General features: G+C 74.4%; 15 protein-coding genes. 8 read left to right on the top strand and 7 right to left on the bottom strand.

The features are described 5' to 3' along the window. Positions 1-27 precede the first annotated feature (27 nt). On the bottom strand, positions 28-1,317 hold the full coding sequence (locus ACPCUX_RS13765; protein WP_232322649.1) for an AI-2E family transporter: 1,290 nt from the start codon (positions 1,315-1,317) through the stop codon (positions 28-30). Between the two features lie 136 nt (positions 1,318-1,453). Here ACPCUX_RS13765 and ACPCUX_RS13770 point away from each other — a divergent pair, with 136 nt between their 5' ends. Both ACPCUX_RS13770 and ACPCUX_RS13775 read left to right on the top strand, forming a co-directional pair. Then, entirely contained in the window at positions 1,454-1,861 is a 408-nt protein-coding gene (locus ACPCUX_RS13770; protein WP_051028277.1) for a DUF7144 family membrane protein, read from the top strand. A gap of 51 nt (positions 1,862-1,912) precedes the next feature. Further along, a complete protein-coding gene (locus ACPCUX_RS13775) occupies positions 1,913-2,395 on the top strand; it encodes a DUF1269 domain-containing protein (protein WP_034655964.1) in 483 nt (160 codons plus the stop codon). Positions 2,396-2,406: 11 nt separating this feature from the next. Here ACPCUX_RS13775 and ACPCUX_RS13780 read toward each other — a convergent pair whose 3' ends face one another. Together ACPCUX_RS13780 and ACPCUX_RS13785 are read right to left on the bottom strand one after the other, a co-directional pair. Beyond that, complete coding sequence (locus ACPCUX_RS13780) at positions 2,407-3,504, bottom strand: sigma-70 family RNA polymerase sigma factor (RefSeq protein WP_108048230.1); 1,098 nt, start codon at positions 3,502-3,504, stop codon at positions 2,407-2,409. Between the two features lie 142 nt (positions 3,505-3,646). Continuing rightward, complete coding sequence (locus ACPCUX_RS13785; protein ID WP_423388989.1) at positions 3,647-5,821, bottom strand: SpoIIE family protein phosphatase; 2,175 nt, start codon at positions 5,819-5,821, stop codon at positions 3,647-3,649. Between the two features lie 165 nt (positions 5,822-5,986). Here ACPCUX_RS13785 and ACPCUX_RS13790 point away from each other — a divergent pair, with 165 nt between their 5' ends. Further along, entirely contained in the window at positions 5,987-6,670 is a 684-nt protein-coding gene (locus tag ACPCUX_RS13790) for a SigE family RNA polymerase sigma factor (protein ID WP_232322648.1), read from the top strand. After that, positions 6,667-7,851, top strand: coding sequence for a hypothetical protein (locus ACPCUX_RS13795; protein ID WP_423388990.1), 1,185 nt, complete (start codon positions 6,667-6,669; stop codon positions 7,849-7,851). Before ACPCUX_RS13790 ends, ACPCUX_RS13795 begins: the two co-directional genes overlap by 4 nt. A gap of 57 nt (positions 7,852-7,908) precedes the next feature. Here ACPCUX_RS13795 and ACPCUX_RS13800 read toward each other — a convergent pair whose 3' ends face one another. The 3 genes from ACPCUX_RS13800 to ACPCUX_RS13810 all read right to left on the bottom strand — a co-directional run bounded on the left by ACPCUX_RS13800 (position 7,909) and on the right by ACPCUX_RS13810 (position 11,924). Further along, positions 7,909-8,700 carry a 2,3-bisphosphoglycerate-dependent phosphoglycerate mutase gene (locus ACPCUX_RS13800; RefSeq protein WP_423388991.1) on the bottom strand — a complete coding sequence of 264 codons (792 nt, stop codon included), beginning with the start codon at positions 8,698-8,700 and terminating at the stop codon, positions 7,909-7,911. A 3-nt stretch (positions 8,701-8,703) separates the two neighbouring features. Then, positions 8,704-11,649, bottom strand: coding sequence for a helix-turn-helix transcriptional regulator (locus tag ACPCUX_RS13805; RefSeq protein WP_277394946.1), 2,946 nt, complete (start codon positions 11,647-11,649; stop codon positions 8,704-8,706). 131 nt (positions 11,650-11,780) lie between these two features. Beyond that, positions 11,781-11,924, bottom strand: a complete 144-nt coding sequence (locus ACPCUX_RS13810) for a hypothetical protein (RefSeq protein ID WP_157446530.1) — start codon at positions 11,922-11,924, stop codon at positions 11,781-11,783. Positions 11,925-12,206: 282 nt separating this feature from the next. On the opposite strand from ACPCUX_RS13810, the gene ACPCUX_RS13815 reads away from it, so the two are divergent. The 3 genes from ACPCUX_RS13815 (at position 12,207) to ACPCUX_RS13825 (ending at position 14,402) form a co-directional block, all read left to right on the top strand. Further along, the gene (locus ACPCUX_RS13815; RefSeq protein ID WP_034656204.1) at positions 12,207-13,154 is read left to right on the top strand and encodes a DUF1214 domain-containing protein; all 948 of its coding nucleotides are present in this window, start codon (positions 12,207-12,209) and stop codon (positions 13,152-13,154) included. A 148-nt stretch (positions 13,155-13,302) separates the two neighbouring features. Further along, complete coding sequence (locus tag ACPCUX_RS13820; protein ID WP_021480893.1) at positions 13,303-13,995, top strand: hypothetical protein; 693 nt, start codon at positions 13,303-13,305, stop codon at positions 13,993-13,995. A gap of 86 nt (positions 13,996-14,081) precedes the next feature. Further along, positions 14,082-14,402: a UBP-type zinc finger domain-containing protein gene (locus ACPCUX_RS13825; protein WP_076404117.1), complete on the top strand. Its 321-nt coding sequence runs from the start codon at positions 14,082-14,084 to the stop codon at positions 14,400-14,402. A gap of 48 nt (positions 14,403-14,450) precedes the next feature. On the opposite strand, the gene ACPCUX_RS13830 is transcribed toward ACPCUX_RS13825, so the two are convergent. Beyond that, complete coding sequence (locus ACPCUX_RS13830; RefSeq protein ID WP_034656206.1) at positions 14,451-14,774, bottom strand: STAS domain-containing protein; 324 nt, start codon at positions 14,772-14,774, stop codon at positions 14,451-14,453. Positions 14,775-15,207: 433 nt separating this feature from the next. Between ACPCUX_RS13830 and ACPCUX_RS13835 the strand changes: the two genes are divergently transcribed. Beyond that, the gene (locus ACPCUX_RS13835) at positions 15,208-18,723 is read left to right on the top strand and encodes a LamG-like jellyroll fold domain-containing protein (RefSeq protein ID WP_423388992.1); all 3,516 of its coding nucleotides are present in this window, start codon (positions 15,208-15,210) and stop codon (positions 18,721-18,723) included. Positions 18,724-18,727 lie beyond the last annotated feature (4 nt).

Here is an 18,727-nt window from a genome sequence, read left to right on the forward strand (position 1 = left end):
GTTCCCCCCGGGAGCGGAGCGCCGCGCTCAGTCGATGCCCTCGGCGCGCCGCTCGTCGACCGTGCGCTCGGCCTCGAGGTTCGCCTCGCGGTTGCGGCGTCGGCGGCGGGCGGTGCGACCCTCGTCGTCCTTGCCCTTCCCGTCTCCCCTCCCGCTGCCCTTGCCCTTGCCTGGCGTGTGGCCCTCGGAGTCCGGGTCGTGGAGCATGTGCGACTCGATGAGCTCGTGCCGCTGGAGGTAGGTGTTCCCGACGGCCTGGATCGTCGCGGCGATGGGCAGGGCGAGGAACGCGCCCAGCGCACCGAACACCGCGCCGAACGCGAGCACGACGACGAAGCTCACCGCCGGGTTCATCTCCAGCGCCCGGGCGGAGACCTTGGGGGAGAAGTACAGGTTCTCGAGCTGCTGGTAGCCGATGATGAACGCGAGCACGCCCAGGGCCTGCGGCAGCCCTTGCGACGTGAGCGCGACGGCGACGGGCAGCGCGCCGCCGATGTAGGTCCCGATCGTGGGCACGAACTGCGAGACGACGCCCGTGAACACCGCGAGCGGCAGGGCGTACGGCGTCTGGAGGATCAGCAGGAAGACGAACGTGAACACGCTCGACAGCGCGGCGAGCACGATGCGCGAGTTGATGAAGTCCGACACCTTGACCTGGGTGATCTCCCAGAGGCGCAGCACCTCCTCCTGCCGGTTCGGCGTGAGCCAGCGGCACACGGCCGCGCGGAACCGCGGTCCCGCCGCGAGGAGGTAGTAGGTGACGAGGAGGATCGTCAGGCTCGCGAAGACGCCGCCGACGATCGTCGTCGTCACGACGATGGCGCCGGACGCGACGTCGTCGCCGAAGTCGTTGATGACCTGCTTGAGGAGGTCGTCGGAGTCCGGGATGACGACGTCGAAGCGGTCCGCGACGAAGTCCTGGACGCTCGCGTACAGGGCGGGGATCGACTGGACGAGCTGCCCGAGCTGCTGGACGAACAGGTTCCCGAACAGGGCGAGCACGACGAGGATCCCGACGAGCGACCCCAGGAGCGCCACGGCGGCGGCCGCGCCCCGGCGCCAACCGTGCCGCACGAGCCACACGACGATCGGCTCGAGCGCGAGCGCGACGAAGAACGCGATGAGGATGTTGACGCCCAGCGCTTTCAGCTGGCCGAGGGCGTACCAGGCGAAGACGCCGACGAACACCGCGACGACGGCCATCGCGAGCGCGCGCGGCACCCAGCGCGGCGGGCGTCGCGAGTCGTGCTGGACGGGGCGTGTGCCGGCGTCCGGGACGCCCGACCACGGGTCGTCGGTGGAGGGCGGCGTCGTCATGGCCACGAACCTAGCGGGGCGGCCGGGCAGCGGTCCCGGGACGCGCCGACCTTCCGGATGCCGAACCGTGCGGCCGGTGCCACGATCGATCCGCACGCTCGTCCGGTCGAGGCTCCACGGTTCTCAGGAGGATGGCATGGCACGCTCGTCACAGGTGACGGCATGGGTCGGCTGGGTCTGGTTCGCCGGCATCGTGCTCGTCACGATCGGCTTCTTCAACGCCATCAGCGGCCTGGTCGCCGTGTTCTCCCCGAACAGCCTCGTCGGCGTCTCCGACGCGGGCATCGTCGTCCTCGACGTGTCGACGTGGGGCTGGATCCACCTCGTCATCGGGGTGCTGCTCGTCCTCACCGGCTTCGCGCTGCTGTCCGGCAAGGGCTGGGCGCGCATGGTCGCGATCGTGCTCGTCGTCATCAACGCGATCGCACAGTTCACGACCCTGCAGGTCACGCCGTGGTGGTCGCTCGTCACCATCGTGCTCGACGTCTTCGTCCTGTGGGCGCTCGTCGTGCACGGCGACGAGGCCGAGCGCGCCGCACGCTGAACGTGCGGGGCGCGGGCCGGCGACCGATCGGCTGAGAGAACGGAGAGAGCGATGGCCACCTTCACCGTCTGGAAGTTCGACTCCCCCGAGGGCGCGGACGCGGCGTCCCGGATCCTGCACGACTCGGCGTCCGAGCACGCCGTCAAGATCGTCGACACCGCCGTCGTGTCGTGGCCGGAGGGCGCGGCCAAGCCGACGACGCGCCACGGCCACCAGGACGAGTGGCGCGGCACGGGTTGGGGCGCCTTCTGGGGCCTGCTGCTCGGGTCGCTGTTCCTGGTACCCGTGCTCGGTGCCGCGGCCGGGGCGGCGATCGGCGCGTCGACGAAGGCGATGGAGGCCGTGGGGATCGACAAGGACCAGCTCGACCGCATCCGCGAGGGCGTGACGCCCGGGACGTCGGCGCTGTTCGTCGTCACCGAGGACGGCGACCTCGACCGCGTCGGCGAGCGGTTCCACGGGGTCCACGGCACGCTCGTCGCGACGAACCTCACCGACGCCGAGCGGAGCACGCTCCTCGAGACGTTCGGCTGACCCGCGGCACCTCAGTCGTCCAGGCGCTCCGGGAGCCCGAACAGCGGAAACCACGAGGCCGTGTCGAGGAACGCGTTGATGGCCGTGACGCGGCCGCCCTCCGTCTCGACGACCTGGAGCGCCCACGGCTCGTGACCGCCGCCCGCCGCGCGGCGGTACTGGCCGAACCCGAACGTGCCGTTGACCGCGACCGGGACCATGCGCGAGCCCTCGCACTCGTGACCCGGGCCCGTCATCCACGCGACGATGTCCGCCTGGCCGCGCATCCACAGCGGGTACGGCGGCATCGACAGCGTCGCGTCCTCGTGCAGGATCGCGACCAGCGCGTCCATGTCGTAGCGCTCGAACGCGTCGAGGTAGCGCTCGAGCAGGAGCTTCTCCTCGTCGCCGAGGCCCGCGTTCGCCGCGACCGGCGCGGCGGATCCCGTCTCGTCGCCCAGCCCTGAGCTGTCCCAGTGCGCGCGCGCCGCGAGCGTGGCGCGGGCGCGCTGGAGCGCGCTGTTCACCGACGCCACCGTCGTGTCGAGGAGCTCCGCGACCTCGCTCGCCTGCCAGCGCAGCACCTCGCGCAGCAGCAGCACCGCGCGCTGCCGCGGCGGCAGGAACTGGAGGGCCGCGACGAACGCGAGGCGGATGCTCTCCCGCCCCACCGCGACCTGCGCCGGGTCGCCGTCGTGCGGCAGCACCCGGTCGTCGGGGACGGGCTCGACCCACGTCTCCTCCGGCAGCACCTGGCCCAGGTTCTCCAGCTCCGGGGCCTGCGGGCCGCCCAGGCCCATCGGGCGCTCGCGCCGCTTGCGCGCGCCGAGCGCGTCGAAGCACACGTTCGTCGCGATGCGGTAGAGCCACGAGCGCAGGGCCGAGCGGCCCTCGAAGCGGTCGTAGGACCGCCACGCGCGCAGGAACGTCTCCTGCACGGCGTCGTCGGCCTCGAACGACGACCCGAGCATGCGGTAGCAGTAGCCCGTGAGCTCGCGCCGGTGGCCGTCGAGGACGGCGTCCAGGTGCTCGCGGTCGGGCAGCGGGGCGGGGGCGGGCGTAGGGGCGGTGCCAGTGGCGGTCGCGGTGGCGTCGCCGCGCAGGGTCGCAGGGGTGGCGAGGTCGGTCATGGTGCTGCCTCTCAGGACTCGGTCGTCTCGACGTGCACGAGGGGTCACGGGATCGCGCGCGGTGCCCGGGGGGAGTGGCCCACCTCACACACGCTACCGCCGCCCTCCGACACCGCACAGGGGCACCGGACGACCGTCCGGCTCAGTCGTCGAGGTCGAGCTCGAACCACACGGTCTTGGCCGCGTGGCCGTCGGCCGCGCCGCCGTCGGCCGCGTCGTCGTGGAGGCCGACGCCCCAGCGCGACGCGCACCGCTCGAGGAACTGCACGCCCCGGCCGCCCGTCTCCTCCGGCCGCGGCGAGCGCAGCCTCGGCAGCGCGGTCGACCCGTCCTCGACGCCGACCCGCACCACCCGGTGCCCGACCTCGAGCACGGCCCGGACCGGAGCCGTCCCGTGCTGCACCGCGTTCGTGAGGATCTCGCTCGTCAGGAGCATCGCGACGCGGCGCACCGCGGGCGACACGTCGCAGCTCTCGAGCACGTCGTCGACCCACCGCCGCGCGGGGCCGATCGCCGCCGACGTGTGCTCGACCGGCCGCGTCAGCACGGACGGGCGCCCGGGCGCCGGTGCCCGCGAGACCGTGTGCCGCACGCGCAGGGCGAGGACCGCGACGTCGTCCCGCTGGTCGGCGACCAGGCCGCGGACGAGCGCGTCCGGGAGGGCCGACGTCGCGGTGCCCGCGTGCTCGCCGAGGACGGCCCGCAGGCCGGCGAGGCGCTCGGCGAAGGACGTGCCGCGGCGCTCGACGAGGCCGTCGGTGTAGAGGAGCAGCGTGTCGCCCGGCGCGAGGCGCGTGCGGTGGTCGTGCCGCGACGTGCTCGGCAGCACCCCCAGCATGAGGTCGGGCGCGGACTCGAGCGGGTCGACCGTCCCGTCGGCGCGCAGCACGAGCGGTGGGGGGTGCCCGGCGTTCGACCACGTGAGGTCGAACCCCTGCGGGGTGCGGTCGAGCCGCACGACGACGGCCGTCGCGCTGGAGTGCAGCGCGAGCCCGCGGTTCGCCCGGTCGAGCAGCCGCAGCAGCACGGCGGGCGGCTCGTCCTGGCACCAGGCGAACGTCCGCAGCATCGACCGGAGCTGTCCCATCTGCGCTGCGGCACGCATGTCGTGCCCGGTGACGTCGCCGATCATGAGCACGCACGCGTCGTCGTCGAGCACCACCGCGTCGTACCAGTCGCCGCCGACCTGGTCCGTGCGGGTCGCGGACGCGTACGTCGCCGCGAGCTCCGCACCCCGCACCGGCGGCAGCTCGGTGAGCATCGCGGCCTGGAGGGTCGCCGCGACGCGGTGGCGCTCCTCGAGCAGCCGGACGCGCTCGACCGCGTGCGCGACGTACGAGGCGATCGTCGTCTCCGTCTTTACGGCGTCGTCGTCGAACTCGCGGACCGTGTCCCATGCGAGCGCCACGACGCCCAGGAGGCGGTCGTCCGCGAGGACGGGCACGAACGAGCGCGCCTCGACCGTGTCGGGCGCGATGAGCGACGCGGCCTCGGGGAACCGCTCGCCGTACTGCACGTGGTCACGGAAGAACAAGGGCTCGCGCGTCCGTGCCGCGGTCGACGCGGCGCGGTCCGCGTCCACGCGCATGCGGCGGAACGACGCCGGGACCCCCGGCTCCAGGTGGTCCAGCGTCGTGAACTCGAGGCGGGTTCCGCCGCCGTCGAGCAGCGCGAGCCCGGCGTAGCGCGCGCCGATGGCCGCCCCGACGGCGGCCAGCCGCTCGGCGACGTCGCGGACGGACGTCGCGGCGGCGAACGACTCGGACAGCTCCAGGAGCAGGCGCGACCGCTTGTTCGCCGCGAGCGCGACACGCTGCATGCGCCTCGCGCGGGCCCGCGCCAGGCGCAGCCGGAGCTCGGACGTGCACGCGGACGCCAGGTCCGCGAGCGTCGCCAGCTCGTCGTCCGACCAGGTGCGGGGGCGCGGGTCGAACGCGCACAGCGACCCGACCGCACGGCCCTGCGGGTCGAAGATCGGGAAGCCCGCGTAGGCGACCACGCCGATGTCGTCGACGGCCCGCAGCGTGGCCAGGTGCGGGACGGTGCGCGCGTCCTCGACCACGAGCGGGCGCGCCTCGTTCGCCACGAACTGGCAGAACGTGTGGCTACGCGGGGTCCGGCGCGCCGACTGGTACGGCTCGGGCAGACCGTGCGCGCCGGGCAGCACCGCCTCGTCGTCGAGGACCAGCGTGACGAGCGCCGACGACACCCCGAGCTGCCGGTGCACGAGCCGCGCGAAGCGGTCGAACGACTCGTCCGACGCCGGCTCGGCGAGCCCCGCCTGGACGAGCTCGTGGATCGCCTGGGCGTCGGTCATGGTCCAGTATCACCGGGACGAGCCTGGTCAAACAGCGCAACCCGCCCCACCCGGCGCGGCGTCGGGGGTGAAATCGGACAGAAGGGAACGTCGCGTGCGGGTGCTGCGTGTTCCGCTCGTGAGACGACGACACGACGGCGGCCGCTCCCCGAGCGGGGCGGCACGGTGAGCGCGCGGGACCGCCCGAGGCGGTACGAGCTCGTGCTCGAGCAGGGGGACGGGGTGCGGGAGGACGAGGAGCGCGGGCCTGACGACGGGTGGCCGCCCGAGGTGCTGCTCGAGGTCGACGTGGTCGCCCGCCGCACGCGCGACGAGGAGTTCACCGCGTTCATGCGTGAGGCCCGCGACCCGCTGCACCGCATGGCGTACCTCCTGTGCGGGGACCGGCACCGCGCGGAGGAGCTCACGCAGCACGCCCTGGAGCGCACCTACCGCGCGTGGTCGCGCGCGGCGCAGCGCGACCCGCTCGCCTACGCGCGCCGCGTCCTGGCGAACCTGCGGATCGACACGTGGCGCCGCACCCGGCGCGAGGTGCTCGCCGGGCCGGACGAGCTCTCGTCCGCCGAGCGAGCGGCCCGTCCGGTGGCGCGCGACGGCGGAGCGGGCACGGCCGCGGTCGACGACCGGGACGCCGTCGTGCGCGCGCTGCTCGCGCTCCCGGTCCGGCAGCGGCGGGTCGTCGTGCTGCGCCACCTGCTCGACCTCAGCGAGAACGAGGTCGCGGCCGAGCTCGGCATGCCCGTCGGCACCGTGAAGTCGACGGCGTCGCGCGGCCTCGCCCGGCTCCGCACCCTCCTCGGCGCCCTCGACGAGAGCGCCCCGACGACCAGCGGAAGGACCGCCCGATGAGCCGCGAGACCGGTTCGACCCCCGCCCCGCCCGACGACGACTTCCTCGCGCGGCTGCGACGCACGGCCGACGACGCCGTCCCGCCCTCCACGCTCGACCTCGACGTGGTCCTGCGGTCGAGCCGGCAGCGGCGTCGGTCCCTCGCGGGGGTCGCGGGCGTCGTCGCGCTGGGGCTCGTCGGGACGGGCGTCGTCACGGCGGGCGGCCCCGGCGGCGTGCGCGAGCTCGCGCGCGAAGTCGTCACCGGCTCCCCGGGCTACGAGGTGCTCGTCGCCGAGCCGACCACGGTCGACGTCGCGCCCGGCGTCGTCGCCGTCGCCGAGCCCGCGACGTACCTGCGCGACGACGGCACGTACGTCCTCGACCTCGGCCTCGGCGCGTGGCGCGACGGCGAGCGGTTCCTCGTCGAGTACGACCCGGTACCGGCGGCCAGCGAGAACCCGCGCGGCCTGCGTGTTCTCGCGGGCGACGACGACGACCTCGCCGCCCTGCGCCGGGGCGACGACGCAGGGACCCTCGTGCACGACGGCTTCGAGCACCTGGTGCTGCTCCAGCGCGCCGGCGGGGAGGACGGGCTCGTGCTGAGCGTGCAGTCGTCCAGCACCTCGGCCGGGTCGGACCCGTCGTGGGAGCGCGACCGCCATCAGACGTGGGTAGCCGTGGCCGGGGAGGCACCGGGCGGCACCGGCCCGACGTTCCGGCTCCCCGACGCCTGGGCGGGCGGGCTGTTCCTCAACGCCGCGCTCCTCGGGCCGGAGGCGGGACGGGTGACGGACGTCCGCGGCGTCCTGTCCTCCACGACGTACTCGGACGGCAACAACTACACGCTGGTGACCTGCGGCGAGCCGCTGAGCGACCCGGACCGGGACCCGGGCTGCCGGTCCTCGTACGACCCGCGGACACGGGAGGTCGCGCCTGTCGAGACGCCGCCCTCCGTCCTCGACCGGTCGGTCCTCGACCGCCTCCTCCCGCTCGTGCCCGGGCCTCGGGACGAGCCAGAGACCGCGCTCCGCGCCTGTCTCGCCGCGCGGGAGGCCGAGCCGGACGTGCTGCCGAGCCACTGGGACATCGACCCGGGTGGCGTGGACGGGGACGCCTGGCGACAGTGCCACCTCGACGTGTCTCTGGTCTCGTCGGCGCGCTCCGCGGAGCAGGCCGCCGAGCGCGCGGCGGGACCGTGATCGGCGCGCGGGCGCGGGCACGCTCCCGGCCGGTGCGCCGCGGTGGACGTGGACCCGTCAGGTGCCTCCGCGGGCCCGGAGGTCCGTGACCGCGTGCTCGGCGCCCTGCGCGTCGAGGTAGGTGCCGCCGCGGACCTCGGGGACGAGCGCGGCGTCGGGGCCGGTCGTGAAGCGGTGGACGAGCGGGTGCCCGGTGGGCACGTCGAGGTCCTGGACCTCCTCGGGCGTGAGGTCGTCGACGAGCACGGACAGGGCGCGCAGCGAGTTGCCGTGCCCGACGACGAGCACCGTCTCGCCGTGCAGGAGCCGCGCGCGGGTGGCGGCCCAGAAGGGGCGCAGGCGCTCGACGACGTCCGCGAGGGACTCGGCGTCCGGCCGCAGGGTGGCGCGCGCGGCGTCGGGCAGGCGCAGGAGCGTGTCGTCGACGAGGGCGCGCGCCGGGTCGTCGTCGGCGAGCGGCGGCGGCCGGTGCAGGTACGACCGGCGGTAGCGCCAGTAGGCGGCCTCGCCGTAGTCGCGGCGGACGACGTCGCGCAGCTTGTCGGTGAACGCGCCGTAGTGACGCTCGACGAGCAGCCACTCGACCGCGAGCGGCGGCGGCCCGGGCAGGGCCTCGGCCACGACGGCGGCCGTCGCGGACGCGCGCACGAGCGGCGAGGTCACGACGCGCCGCGGGGCGAGCGCGGGCTCGCGCGCGACGGCGTCCGCGAGGAGCCGCGCCGCGCGGCGTGCCTCGGCGACCCCGACGTCGGAGAGCGGCACGTCGAGCAGCCCGGTGAAGCGGTCGCCCGCGTTGAACGTGCTCTGCCCGTGCCGCACGAGCACGAGCGCCCCGGGTGACGGGTCCACGCGTCAGACCTCGAGCAGCCCGCGCTGGTGCGCGAGCGAGACGGCCTCGGCGCGCCCCGACGCCCCGAGCTTGGCGAGGACGTTCGACACGTGCACGCTCACGGTCTTCCCGGAGATGAACAGGCGCTCGCCGATCTGCCGGTTGGTCAGGCCCTGCGCGACGAGCAGCAGGACCTCCTCCTCGCGCTCGGTGAGGACGGCCGTCGTGGACCGGCGGACGCCGGGCAGGTCGAGGCGACCGCGCCGCCCGAGCGCGCGGACCGCCTCGGCGAGCGGCGCGGCGCCCATGGCCTCGGCCTCCTCGAGCGCCTGCGCCGCCTCGATCTCGGCGGCGTTGCGGTCGCCCGCCCCGAGCAGCGCCTGGGCCCACCGGAACCGGGACCGCGCGACCTCGTACCGGTAGCCGTAGTCGAAGAGGCGCGTCGTCTCCTCCCACAGCGCGGGGTCGTCCGTGCCGGTGAGGCGGGAGTGCTCCGCCGCCGCGCGCGCGAGCCACGCGCGGCCCTCCGGCCCGAGCCGCCCCCCGCGGGGACGGCCGCGCTCGGCGGTCGTGCGGGCGGCGTCGAGCAGCTCGGCCCCGCGGGCGACGAGCTCGCGGACCGTGGCGGCCCCGGCCGCGCCCTGGAGGCGGGCGGCGTCCGCGGCGTCGGCGAGGGCGGCGAGCGCGAGGGCGGAGATCCAGATGCGACCCAGGAAGTAGTCGCTCCACGTGCGGCCCAGGTGGTCGACGAGCTCGACGGCGAGCGCCACCGCCTCGTCGCGACGCCCGGCCCACGTGAGGGCGTCGATCGAGCACCCGCCCGAGATGAGCGCGATCTGCCCGTCCCGGAACCAGTCGCGCCGCAGCGCGGTGCCCCGCGCGATCGCGTCCGCGTCGCCGCGCGCGACGGCGGCGTAGAGCTGGACGCACGAGAGCTGCGGCGCGGAGCCCTCGGGCATGGTCTCGCCCGCGGTGTCCGTGGGGGTGAGGTCGCCGAGCACGTACCGGACGAGGTCGCGGAACAGGCGCAGCTCGACGCCGTACGCGCTCCACCCGAGGCCGGTCGCCCGCGCGCGGTCGAGGCCGTCCTCCGTGACCTGGAGGGCCTCGTCGATGCGGCCCGCGTAGTAGCGGTTCGCGGCGATGTTGTACCAGCAGCGCAGCTCGGTGAGGATGTCGCCCGCCTCGACCGCGCGCTCGCGCGCCTGGGCGAGCAGCACCGCGGCGCGGTCGTCGTCGGCGACCTCGAGGATCGCCATCGTGGTCAGCACGTCGGCCTCCACGTCGGGCGCGTCGAGGCGGTGCGCGACGTCGATCGCCTCGGCCGCGACCTCGGCGGCGAGCTCGTCGAGGTCGGCGTTCATCGCGGCGCGCGCCCGCATGGCCAGCGTCCACGCGCGGTCGAGCGACGGCGGCTCGACGGGCAGGACGGCGAGCGCCGCCTCGGTGTGCGCGAGGGTCTCCTCGACCTCCTCCGTGCCGAGCAGGTACCGGGACAGCACGTGCCGCAGCGACGCCTGCCGCATCGGGTCGTCGGCGGTGCCCTCGACGACGCGCCGCGCCAGCGCCACCGCGCGGTCCGGCTCGCCCGCGCGGCTCGCGGCCCCGGCGGCGGCGAGCGCGACGGTGACGCGGTCCTCGCCGAGGAGGGTCGCGGCGTCGGGCACGGCCTGCCACAGCGCGAGCACCTGCTCGAGGTGCCGGAGCTCCTCCGCGGGCGCGAGCACGCGCGCCGCCTTGCGCGCCGCGGCGCGCGACGCGGTGAGCGCGGCCGGGAGGTCGTGCGCGGCGAGCGCGTGGTGGGCCCGCAGGGCGGGGGAGCCGAGCGCCGGGTCGTCGTCGAGCGCCGCGAGGTACGCGCGGTGCACGCCGACGCGCTCGCCCGGGAGCAGGTCGGACGCGACCGCCTCGGCGAGCAGCGCGTGCCGGAACACGACCGTGTCGCGCGCGCCGTCGCCCTCGACCGCGAGGACGTGGTGCGCGATGGCCTCGCGCAGCGCGGCGTCGAACGGACGCCCGGACGAGCGGTCCGCGGGCTCGCCCGCGTCGGTGTCCCGCGCCAGCGCGGCCCGCAGGAGCGGCTCGCTCACCTGACGTCCCGAGACCGACGCGACGCGCACGAGGTGCTGGACGGCCGGGTCGAGCCCCTCCAGACGGGCGCGCAGCACGTCCGCGAGCGACCACGGCAGCTCGTCGCCCAGGCCCGACTCGACGAGCTCCTCCGCGAAGTAGGCGTTCCCCTCGGAGCGCGTGCGCACGGACTCGAACGCGGCGGGCGGCAGCGGGCTGCCGGCGAGCGCCGTCGTGAACTCCCGCAGCTCGCGCTCGGTGAAAGGCGAGAGCTGCACGTGCTCGACGCGCGGGTGGCGCAGCAGCTCCGCGAGCACCGGGCGCAGGGGGTGGCGGCGGTGCAGGTCGTCCGCGCGGTAGCTCGCGACGACGAGGACGTGCTCCGCGCGCAGGCGTGCGACGACGAAGCGCAGGACGTCGCGGCTCGACGGGTCCGCCCAGTGCAGGTCCTCGACGACGAGCACGAGCGGCGCCTCGGGCGTCCCGGACGCCGCGATCGCGGCGGCGACGCTCTCGAAGAGCTGGAGGCGCTCGCCCTGGCTCTGCTCGTCGTCGGCCGGGGTGCCGGCGTCGAGCAGGCGTGCGAGCGCGGGACGGGCCGCGACCGTCTCGTCGACGGCGGGGTGCTGGGCGCGCAGGGTCGTGAGCGCCTCGGAGAAGGGGAGGTAGGGGAGGCCGACCTCGCCGAGGTCGACGCAGTGGCTCCATACCACCGTGGCGCCCGTCCCGGCCGCGAGCTCCGCCGCGCGCGTGAGGAGGCGCGTCTTGCCCACCCCCGCGTCGGCACCGACGAGCACCACGCCCGGCTCGCCGCGGCGCGCGCGCTCGACCGCCGCGGCGAGCACGTCGAGCTCGGCCGCGCGGGCCACGAAGGGCGCGCGCGTGGAGGGTCGGGGCACGGTCCCCATCCTCGCAGCGGGCACCGACACGTGACCAGCCGATTGGCCGCCCCCGGCCGGTCGGGACTCCTCGCCGGACACGACGACGCCGCCGGCGAGAGGTGCCTCGTCGGCGGCGTCGGGCGGCGCGGTCACCGCGCCGGGTGGTCGTGGCGACGACGACGGCCGCGCCACCAGTGCAGCAGCGCGGGCTCGTTGTGCCGCAGGTCCGCCCGCAGACGCTCCGCGCGGTACTCCAGGTCCGCGTCGAACGTCGGATCGATGTGCGTGCTCATGGTCGTCCCCGTCTCCCAGGCTCCCTGCCTGTCCGACACTCACAGTCGTCCTGAGCACCGGGCCGTCGCATCGGTCGACCGCGCACCGTTCGTCCGGGGGTGCCTTAGGCGCACGAGGATCCGGGTGTCGAGAGGTCTGAGGTGGTCCCCGGCGCCTAAGGCACCGGTCCCGAGGCGGCCGACGCCGGGGGCCCCACGCTGCGCTCGCTCGTCGGGGGGACAGGTGCTTGGGTGGGCGAACCAGCGTGGTCCGCCGGGGCGGACAGACCAGGGAGGACAGCGATGACCGAGCACGTCGACGCCGACAACTTCGTGCGCGCCGAGACCGACAGGATGTTCGCCGCGCTGCAGCGGGACGCGGGCGGGGTCAACCAGTTCTTCCACAACCGGGAGCCTGCGCCCGTGGACCGGCAGACGGTCGTGCGTCTGAACCGGGACACGCTCTACAGCTTCGCCGTCGTGGACCTGTCCGCCGGTGCCGCACTGACTCTGCCCGACGCCGGGGACCGTTACCTGTCAGCGATGGTCGTCGACAACGACCACTTCGTGGCGGACGTCCTGCACGCCCCGGGCGAGCATCGTCTCGACGCGACGGGCGTGGGCACGCGCTACGCCGTCGTGGCGGTCCGCACGCTCGTGGACCCCGCCGACCCGGCCGACCTCGAGGCCGTCGCCGCGGTGCAGGACGGCGTCGTGCTGCGTGCCGGCTCGGCGGATCCGTTCGTGTCTCCCGACTACGACGCGGTGAGCATGGACGCGACCCGGGACGCGCTGCTCGCGCTCGCCGCGGGCCTGCGCAGGTTCGACGGCATGTTCGGCACCCGGGAGCAGGTCGACCCGGTGCGGCACCTGGTGGGGACCGCGGCGGGCTGGGGCGGGCTGCCCACGACGGAGGCGTCGTACGTCGGTGTCGACCCGGGCGTGCCGCCCGGCCGGTACGCGCTCACGCTGCGCGACGTCCCGGTCGACGCGTTCTGGTCGGTCTCGGTCTACGACGAGAAGGGCTTCTTCGAGCCGAACCCCGAGGGCGTCTACAGCGTCAACAGCGTCACGGCCGTGCCCGACCCGGACGGCGGGGTCACGGTGCGATTCGCCCCGCGCACCGAGGTGGGAGACGCGCCGAACACGATCCCGGTCCCGGAGCGGTGGAACTTCCTCGTCCGCCTCTACCGCCCTCGCGCGGAAGTCCTCGACGGCACGTGGCGTGTCCCGGAGCTGCACGCGCTCTGACTGCCCTGACGGAGGTCCGGCAGGCGCACGCGGGAGGAGGACGGCCGGACCGAGCGACGAACGTGACCCGCGTCACTCCTCCCGTTGCCAACAGGAGGACCCCGGCGCAGACTGGACGCAGGACCGGACCCGCTGTGGGGGTGACCTCGTGACCGACACCTACGACATGCTGCCGATGCTGGGCCGTGGCAAGCACCGCAACCCGAAGAAGGGTGCGTGCTTCATGGAGCTCGCGTCGTATCTCGCGGGAGAGCGCTGGAGCGACCATCCACGGTGCACCCATCCGCTGCTCGCGATGCTCGCGCGCGCCGTGAACGACCTCACGGTCGACCCGGAGCGCCCCAGGCTCGCGCCGCTCATCCCGTCCGTCATCGGGCTGACGAGCGACGACCCGCACTGGGACGTGCGCATCGCGCTGCGCGCCGCCGTGACGGCGCTGCCGATCGCCCCGGCGGACCGGCAGCAGACGCTCGCGGTGGCGATCATCGGTGCCGAGAAGATGCTCGACGTCCTCGACGACCGCCCCGCGGGCACGCTGAGCGCCGAGTCGGCCGACGCGCTCGCGAGCTGCCCGCGCACCGCGCGGTGGGCGCAGCGGTTCTGCGAGGGCGCGCGACTGCGGCCCACGCGGTTCGTGCGCGACGCCGCACCGAGCATCATCTCCGCGGCGGTGCAGGGCATCGCCGAGGCGTGCGTGAGCGACCCGGACGAGCGCCTGCGCGCGCTGCTGTCCGCGACGATCGACGACTGCCGCGCCTGGGCTGCGGCAGAACCCGCGCCCGCTCTCGACCCCGAGGCGTGGGCGCCGGTCGTCCGGGCCGCCGGGGCGGGGGCGCGGTGACGACGGACCGCGCGCCGAACGTCAACGGCGAGGGTCTCGACGACCCTGCGCTCGCGGCCGCCCTCGCCACCGCGGTACGTGTCGAGGTGCCGCCGAGCGGCACCGGGTGCGCCGAGTGCGACGAGGCCGGCGGCTGGTGGGTGCACCTGCGCCGGTGCGCGACGTGCGGGCACGTCGGCTGCTGCGACACGTCGCCCGCGCAGCACGCGACCGCGCACTACGACGAGACCGGCCACCGGCTCATGCGCTCGTTCGAGCCGGGTGAGGAATGGTACTGGGACTTCGAGACCGAGCAGGTGCTCGAGGGCCCGCACCTCGCCGCGCCGCTGTCCCGGCCGCCCGAGCAGGGGTCGCCCGGCCCTGCCGACCGCGTACCGCCCGACTGGACGTCGCTCATCCACCGCTGACGGGGCGCTGCCGGCGCAGCCCGGACAGGCCCGCGGAGCGGCCGGCGCTCAGGGCGCGGTGCTCCACAGGAACAGGTCGGTCGCTCCGGCGAGCGCGAGAGCGTCTCGGACGTAGTCGCTGCAGCCCAGGATCGTCGGCGGGGCGGGCGCGCCGGCGGCGATCAGGAGGAGGCCGACGCCGGCGGAGTCCAGGAACGTGACTCGCGAGGCGTCGATGTGCAGTGGTCCACCGGTCGTGCCCAGGCGGTGCTTCGCGGCCTGGACGACGGCGTAGTCGACCTCGCCCCAGAGCTCCCACGTGTCGGCCGTGGCGTGCAGGCCCCCGTGCAGCGGGTCGGTGGGATGTGCGGCCGGGGTGCTCTCGTGAGCCATGCGAGTGCCTGTTTCTGTGGAGGCCGGCCGACGCGGGAACTCTGTCGGCTCCCAACCTCCCACACTTGCGGCGTCAGCGGGCTGCCGACCCTCGCGCCCGAGGCGGTCGCGCACCGCCCCGACCTCTCGCGCACGCGCCGACGCGGCGGCGCGGCGCCTGCCCCCGCGACCCCGATCTGGTGTTCCGCGGTGTGACCTGTTGTCTTTTTCTGGTGGAAGTTGTTTGATTCTGGTGAGACGTTGTGCGGTGCGCCAAGGACGGCGACCGCCGGAGCATCGGTGCCCGGTTCGCCGCCGCGTCGTGCAGTCCCTGGATTCACTCGACGAGGAGGAAGCACGGATGCAGTCCATGACAGCGGTAGCACCCCCACGGGGCAGACCGGCGAGGATCCTGGCGGCGGCACTGGCCGCCGCGCTCACGGTGCCCCTGGCCGTGGCGACGGCGGCGGGGGCGACCGCGACGCCGTCGGCCCCGACCGACGAGGCCACGCAGGACGTCGCGGCCCAGGACCTCGCCCTCGACAACGGGCTCAAGGGCGAGTACTTCCTGTCCGGCGGCCCCGGCTGGCCGCTCACCGACCTCAAGGCCACGATCCCCGACCAGCGGATCGAGTTCCCCAACCTGGTCCCGACGTTCGCCGAGCTCACCGGCCGCGGCGAGCGCACGTCCGCGCGCTGGACGGGGCAGATCACGCCCGACTACAGCGAGGCGTACACGTTCTCCGCGATCGGCGACAACGGGTTCCGGCTGTGGATCGACGACCGGCTCGTCATCGACCACTGGGTCGACGACTGGGACGTCGAGCAGACGTCCGCGCCGGTGCAGCTCCAGGCGGGCCAGGAGTACGCGTTCCGCATGGAGATGTTCCAGAACACCGGCGGGTCGCACCTCCGGTTGCGGTGGCAGAGCCCCTCGCAGCAACGTGAGATCGTGCCGACCGACGCCTTCACGTACCCCGACGACTTCGTCGTCTTCCCCGCGCAGGCCGCGCTCGAGAGCGACGGCACGAGCCTCAACGTGGCGTTCGAGGGCGCCGCGGGCGGCGTCGACGAGAGCCTCGTCGACCACCTCAAGGTGCAGGTGGACCAGCTCGCGTGGCCCGTCGCGCAGGTCGCGGCGCAGGGCGACGTCCTGGGCATCACGCTCGCCGAGCCCGTCGACCGTGCGTCGACCGCGCGCCTCGTCTACGACGGCGAGGGCGACCTGACGGTCGGCGGGGAGAAGGTCGGCCCGCTCAACCTGCCGGTCACCAACGGCTCCGAGTTCCGGATCCAGACCCCGTGGGCCGACGACTTCGACCCGACGAACCCGCTGCCGGAGTACCCGCGTCCCCAGCTCACGCGCGACGCGTGGCAGAACCTCAACGGCGTGTGGCAGTTCGAGGCGGCGGAGTCCGACGACGCCGTGCCGAGCGGCCGCGACCTCGCCGAGGAGATCGTCGTCCCGTACGCGGTCGAGTCCGCGCTGTCGGGCATCGAGCGGCGTGAGGACGACATGTTCTACCGCCGCACGTTCGAGGTGCCGCAGGACTGGGCGGTCGGGAGCGACAACCGGCTGCGCCTGAACTTCGGCGCGGTCGACTACGTCGCGACGGCGTACGTGAACGGCCAGGAGGTCGGCACGCACCGCGGCGGCTACGACGCGTTCTCGTTCGACGTCACCGACGCGCTCGTCGCGGGCGCGGAGCAGGAGCTCGTCGTGCGCGTCGTCGACACGACGGACGGCAGCAACCAGGCCGTCGGCAAGCAGACGCTCAACCCGGGCGGCATCTTCTACACCCCGACGTCGGGCATCTGGCAGACGGTGTGGATGGAGCCCGTCCCCGCGGCGGCGATCGACGCCGTCGTCACGACGCCCGACGTCGAGGCGGGCGTGCTCGCGGTGACCGCGCAGTCGGCCGCCGCGTCCGACGACGCCGAGGTGACCGCCGTCGTGCGGGACGCGGACGGCACCGAGGTCGGCACCTCGACCGGCGCCGCGAACGAGCTGCTCGCGGTCGAGATCCCGGACGCGCACCTGTGGTCGCCCGACGACCCGTACCTCTACGACGTCGACGTCACGCTCACCGACGGGGACTCGACCGACACCGTGGCGTCGTACGCGGGCATGCGCTCGATCGAGGTCTCCGAGGTGGACGGCGTCCAGCGCATCCTGCTGAACGGCGAGAGGACCTTCCTCATGTCGACGCTCGACCAGGGCTACTGGCCGGACGGCATCTACACGCCCGCGTCCGACGAGGCGTACGTGTTCGACCTCCAGGCGCACAAGGACCTGGGCTTCAACACGGTGCGCAAGCACATCAAGGTGGAGCCGGCCCGCTGGTACCACCACGCCGACACGCTGGGCCTCATGGTCTGGCAGGACATCCCGAGCGGGTGGTTCAACAACGGCGACACGGACCCGGCGTCGCGCGTCTTCTGGGAGCAGGAGATGAAGACGATCATCGACCAGCACCGCTCGGTGCCGTCGATCGTCGGCTGGGTGACGTTCAACGAGGGCTGGGGCGAGTGGAACCTCGCCGACACGGCGCGGATCGGGAACACGATCGACGCCTACGACCCGAGCCGGATCCTCAACACGCACTCCGGCTACAACTGCTGCGCCTCCAAGGGTGACTCCAAGACGGGCGACATCATCGACTGGCACCAGTACACCGGCCCGGCCCTGCCGAAGCCGGACGCCACGCGCGCCGCGATCGACGGCGAGCACGGCGGCTTCTCGATGAGCGTCCCGGGCCACATGTGGCCGGGCGTGTCCGCCAACCCGTACGGGGGCGTCGCGAACAGCGAGGCCCTCACGGACGCGTACGTGCAGAACACGGAGAAGCTCGTGCGGCCCGCGCAGTGCTACCTGTCCGGCTCGGTGTACACGGAGATCTCCGACGTCGAGAACGAGCTGAACGGCTTTTACACGTACGACCGGCGCGTCCTCAAGATGGACGCCGCGCGCGTCAAGGACGTCAACCAGCGGGTCGTCGCGGCGGCGGTGCAGGGCTCCGCGCCCGTCGACCCGGGCACACCGGGGCTGACCGGCACGGGCCGCTGGTCGTTCGACGAGGGCCAGGGCACGACGGCGGCCGACGGCGTGGGCGACCACGCGGCGTCGGGCACCGGCACGTGGGTCGCCGGTCACGGCGACAGCGGGTCCGCGATCAGGCTGAACGGCACGAACCAGTCGTTCACGACCGAGGGGCCCGTCGTCGACACGACCGGCTCGTACACGATCTCGGCGTGGGCGCAGCTCGACAAGACGCCCGGCGGTGCGTGGTCGACGATCGTCGGCCAGGACTCGGTCACGGGTTCGAGCGCGTTCTACCTCCAGTACGGCGGCGGTGGCCGGTGGGCCTTCTCCTACGAGGGGGAGCCGCGGGCGGAGTACGTCGTGCAGCCCGTGCTGGGCGACTGGTACCACGTCGTGGGCGTCCGCGACGCGGCCGACCAGAAGCTCAAGCTCTACGTCAACGGCGAGCTCGTCGGCCAGTCCGACGTGTGCGGCGGCACCACGCCGTCCGGTCCGCTGACGATCGGGCGCGGGCAGTGGAGCGGCAACCCGGTCGACTACTGGCCGGGCACGATCGACGACGTCCGCGTCTTCGACCGCGCGCTGTCCGACGCCGAGGTCGCCCAGGTCTACGCCGGCGACGACGGCGAGGAGCCGACGCTCGACGTGACCGTCACGGCCGAGACCCGCTGCCTCGCGGGCAAGGCCTACGTGGCCGTGCGCGCGACGAACGGCGAGGACGTCCCCGTGGACGTCACGCTCGCCACGCCGTTCGGGACCAAGGCGGTCACCGCCGTGGCCCCGGGGGCGAACGCGTACCAGTCGTTCGCGGTGCGCGCCCCGTCCGCCGAGGCGGGCGAGGCGACCGTCACCGCCACGGCGACGGTCGACGGCGAGCAGGTCAGCACGGAGGTCGTCGCGCCGTACGCCGCGACCACCTGCGGCTGACGGC

This window comes from Cellulosimicrobium sp. AB352, assembly GCF_049538415.1.
GTDB lineage: Bacteria > Actinomycetota > Actinomycetes > Actinomycetales > Cellulomonadaceae > Cellulosimicrobium > Cellulosimicrobium funkei.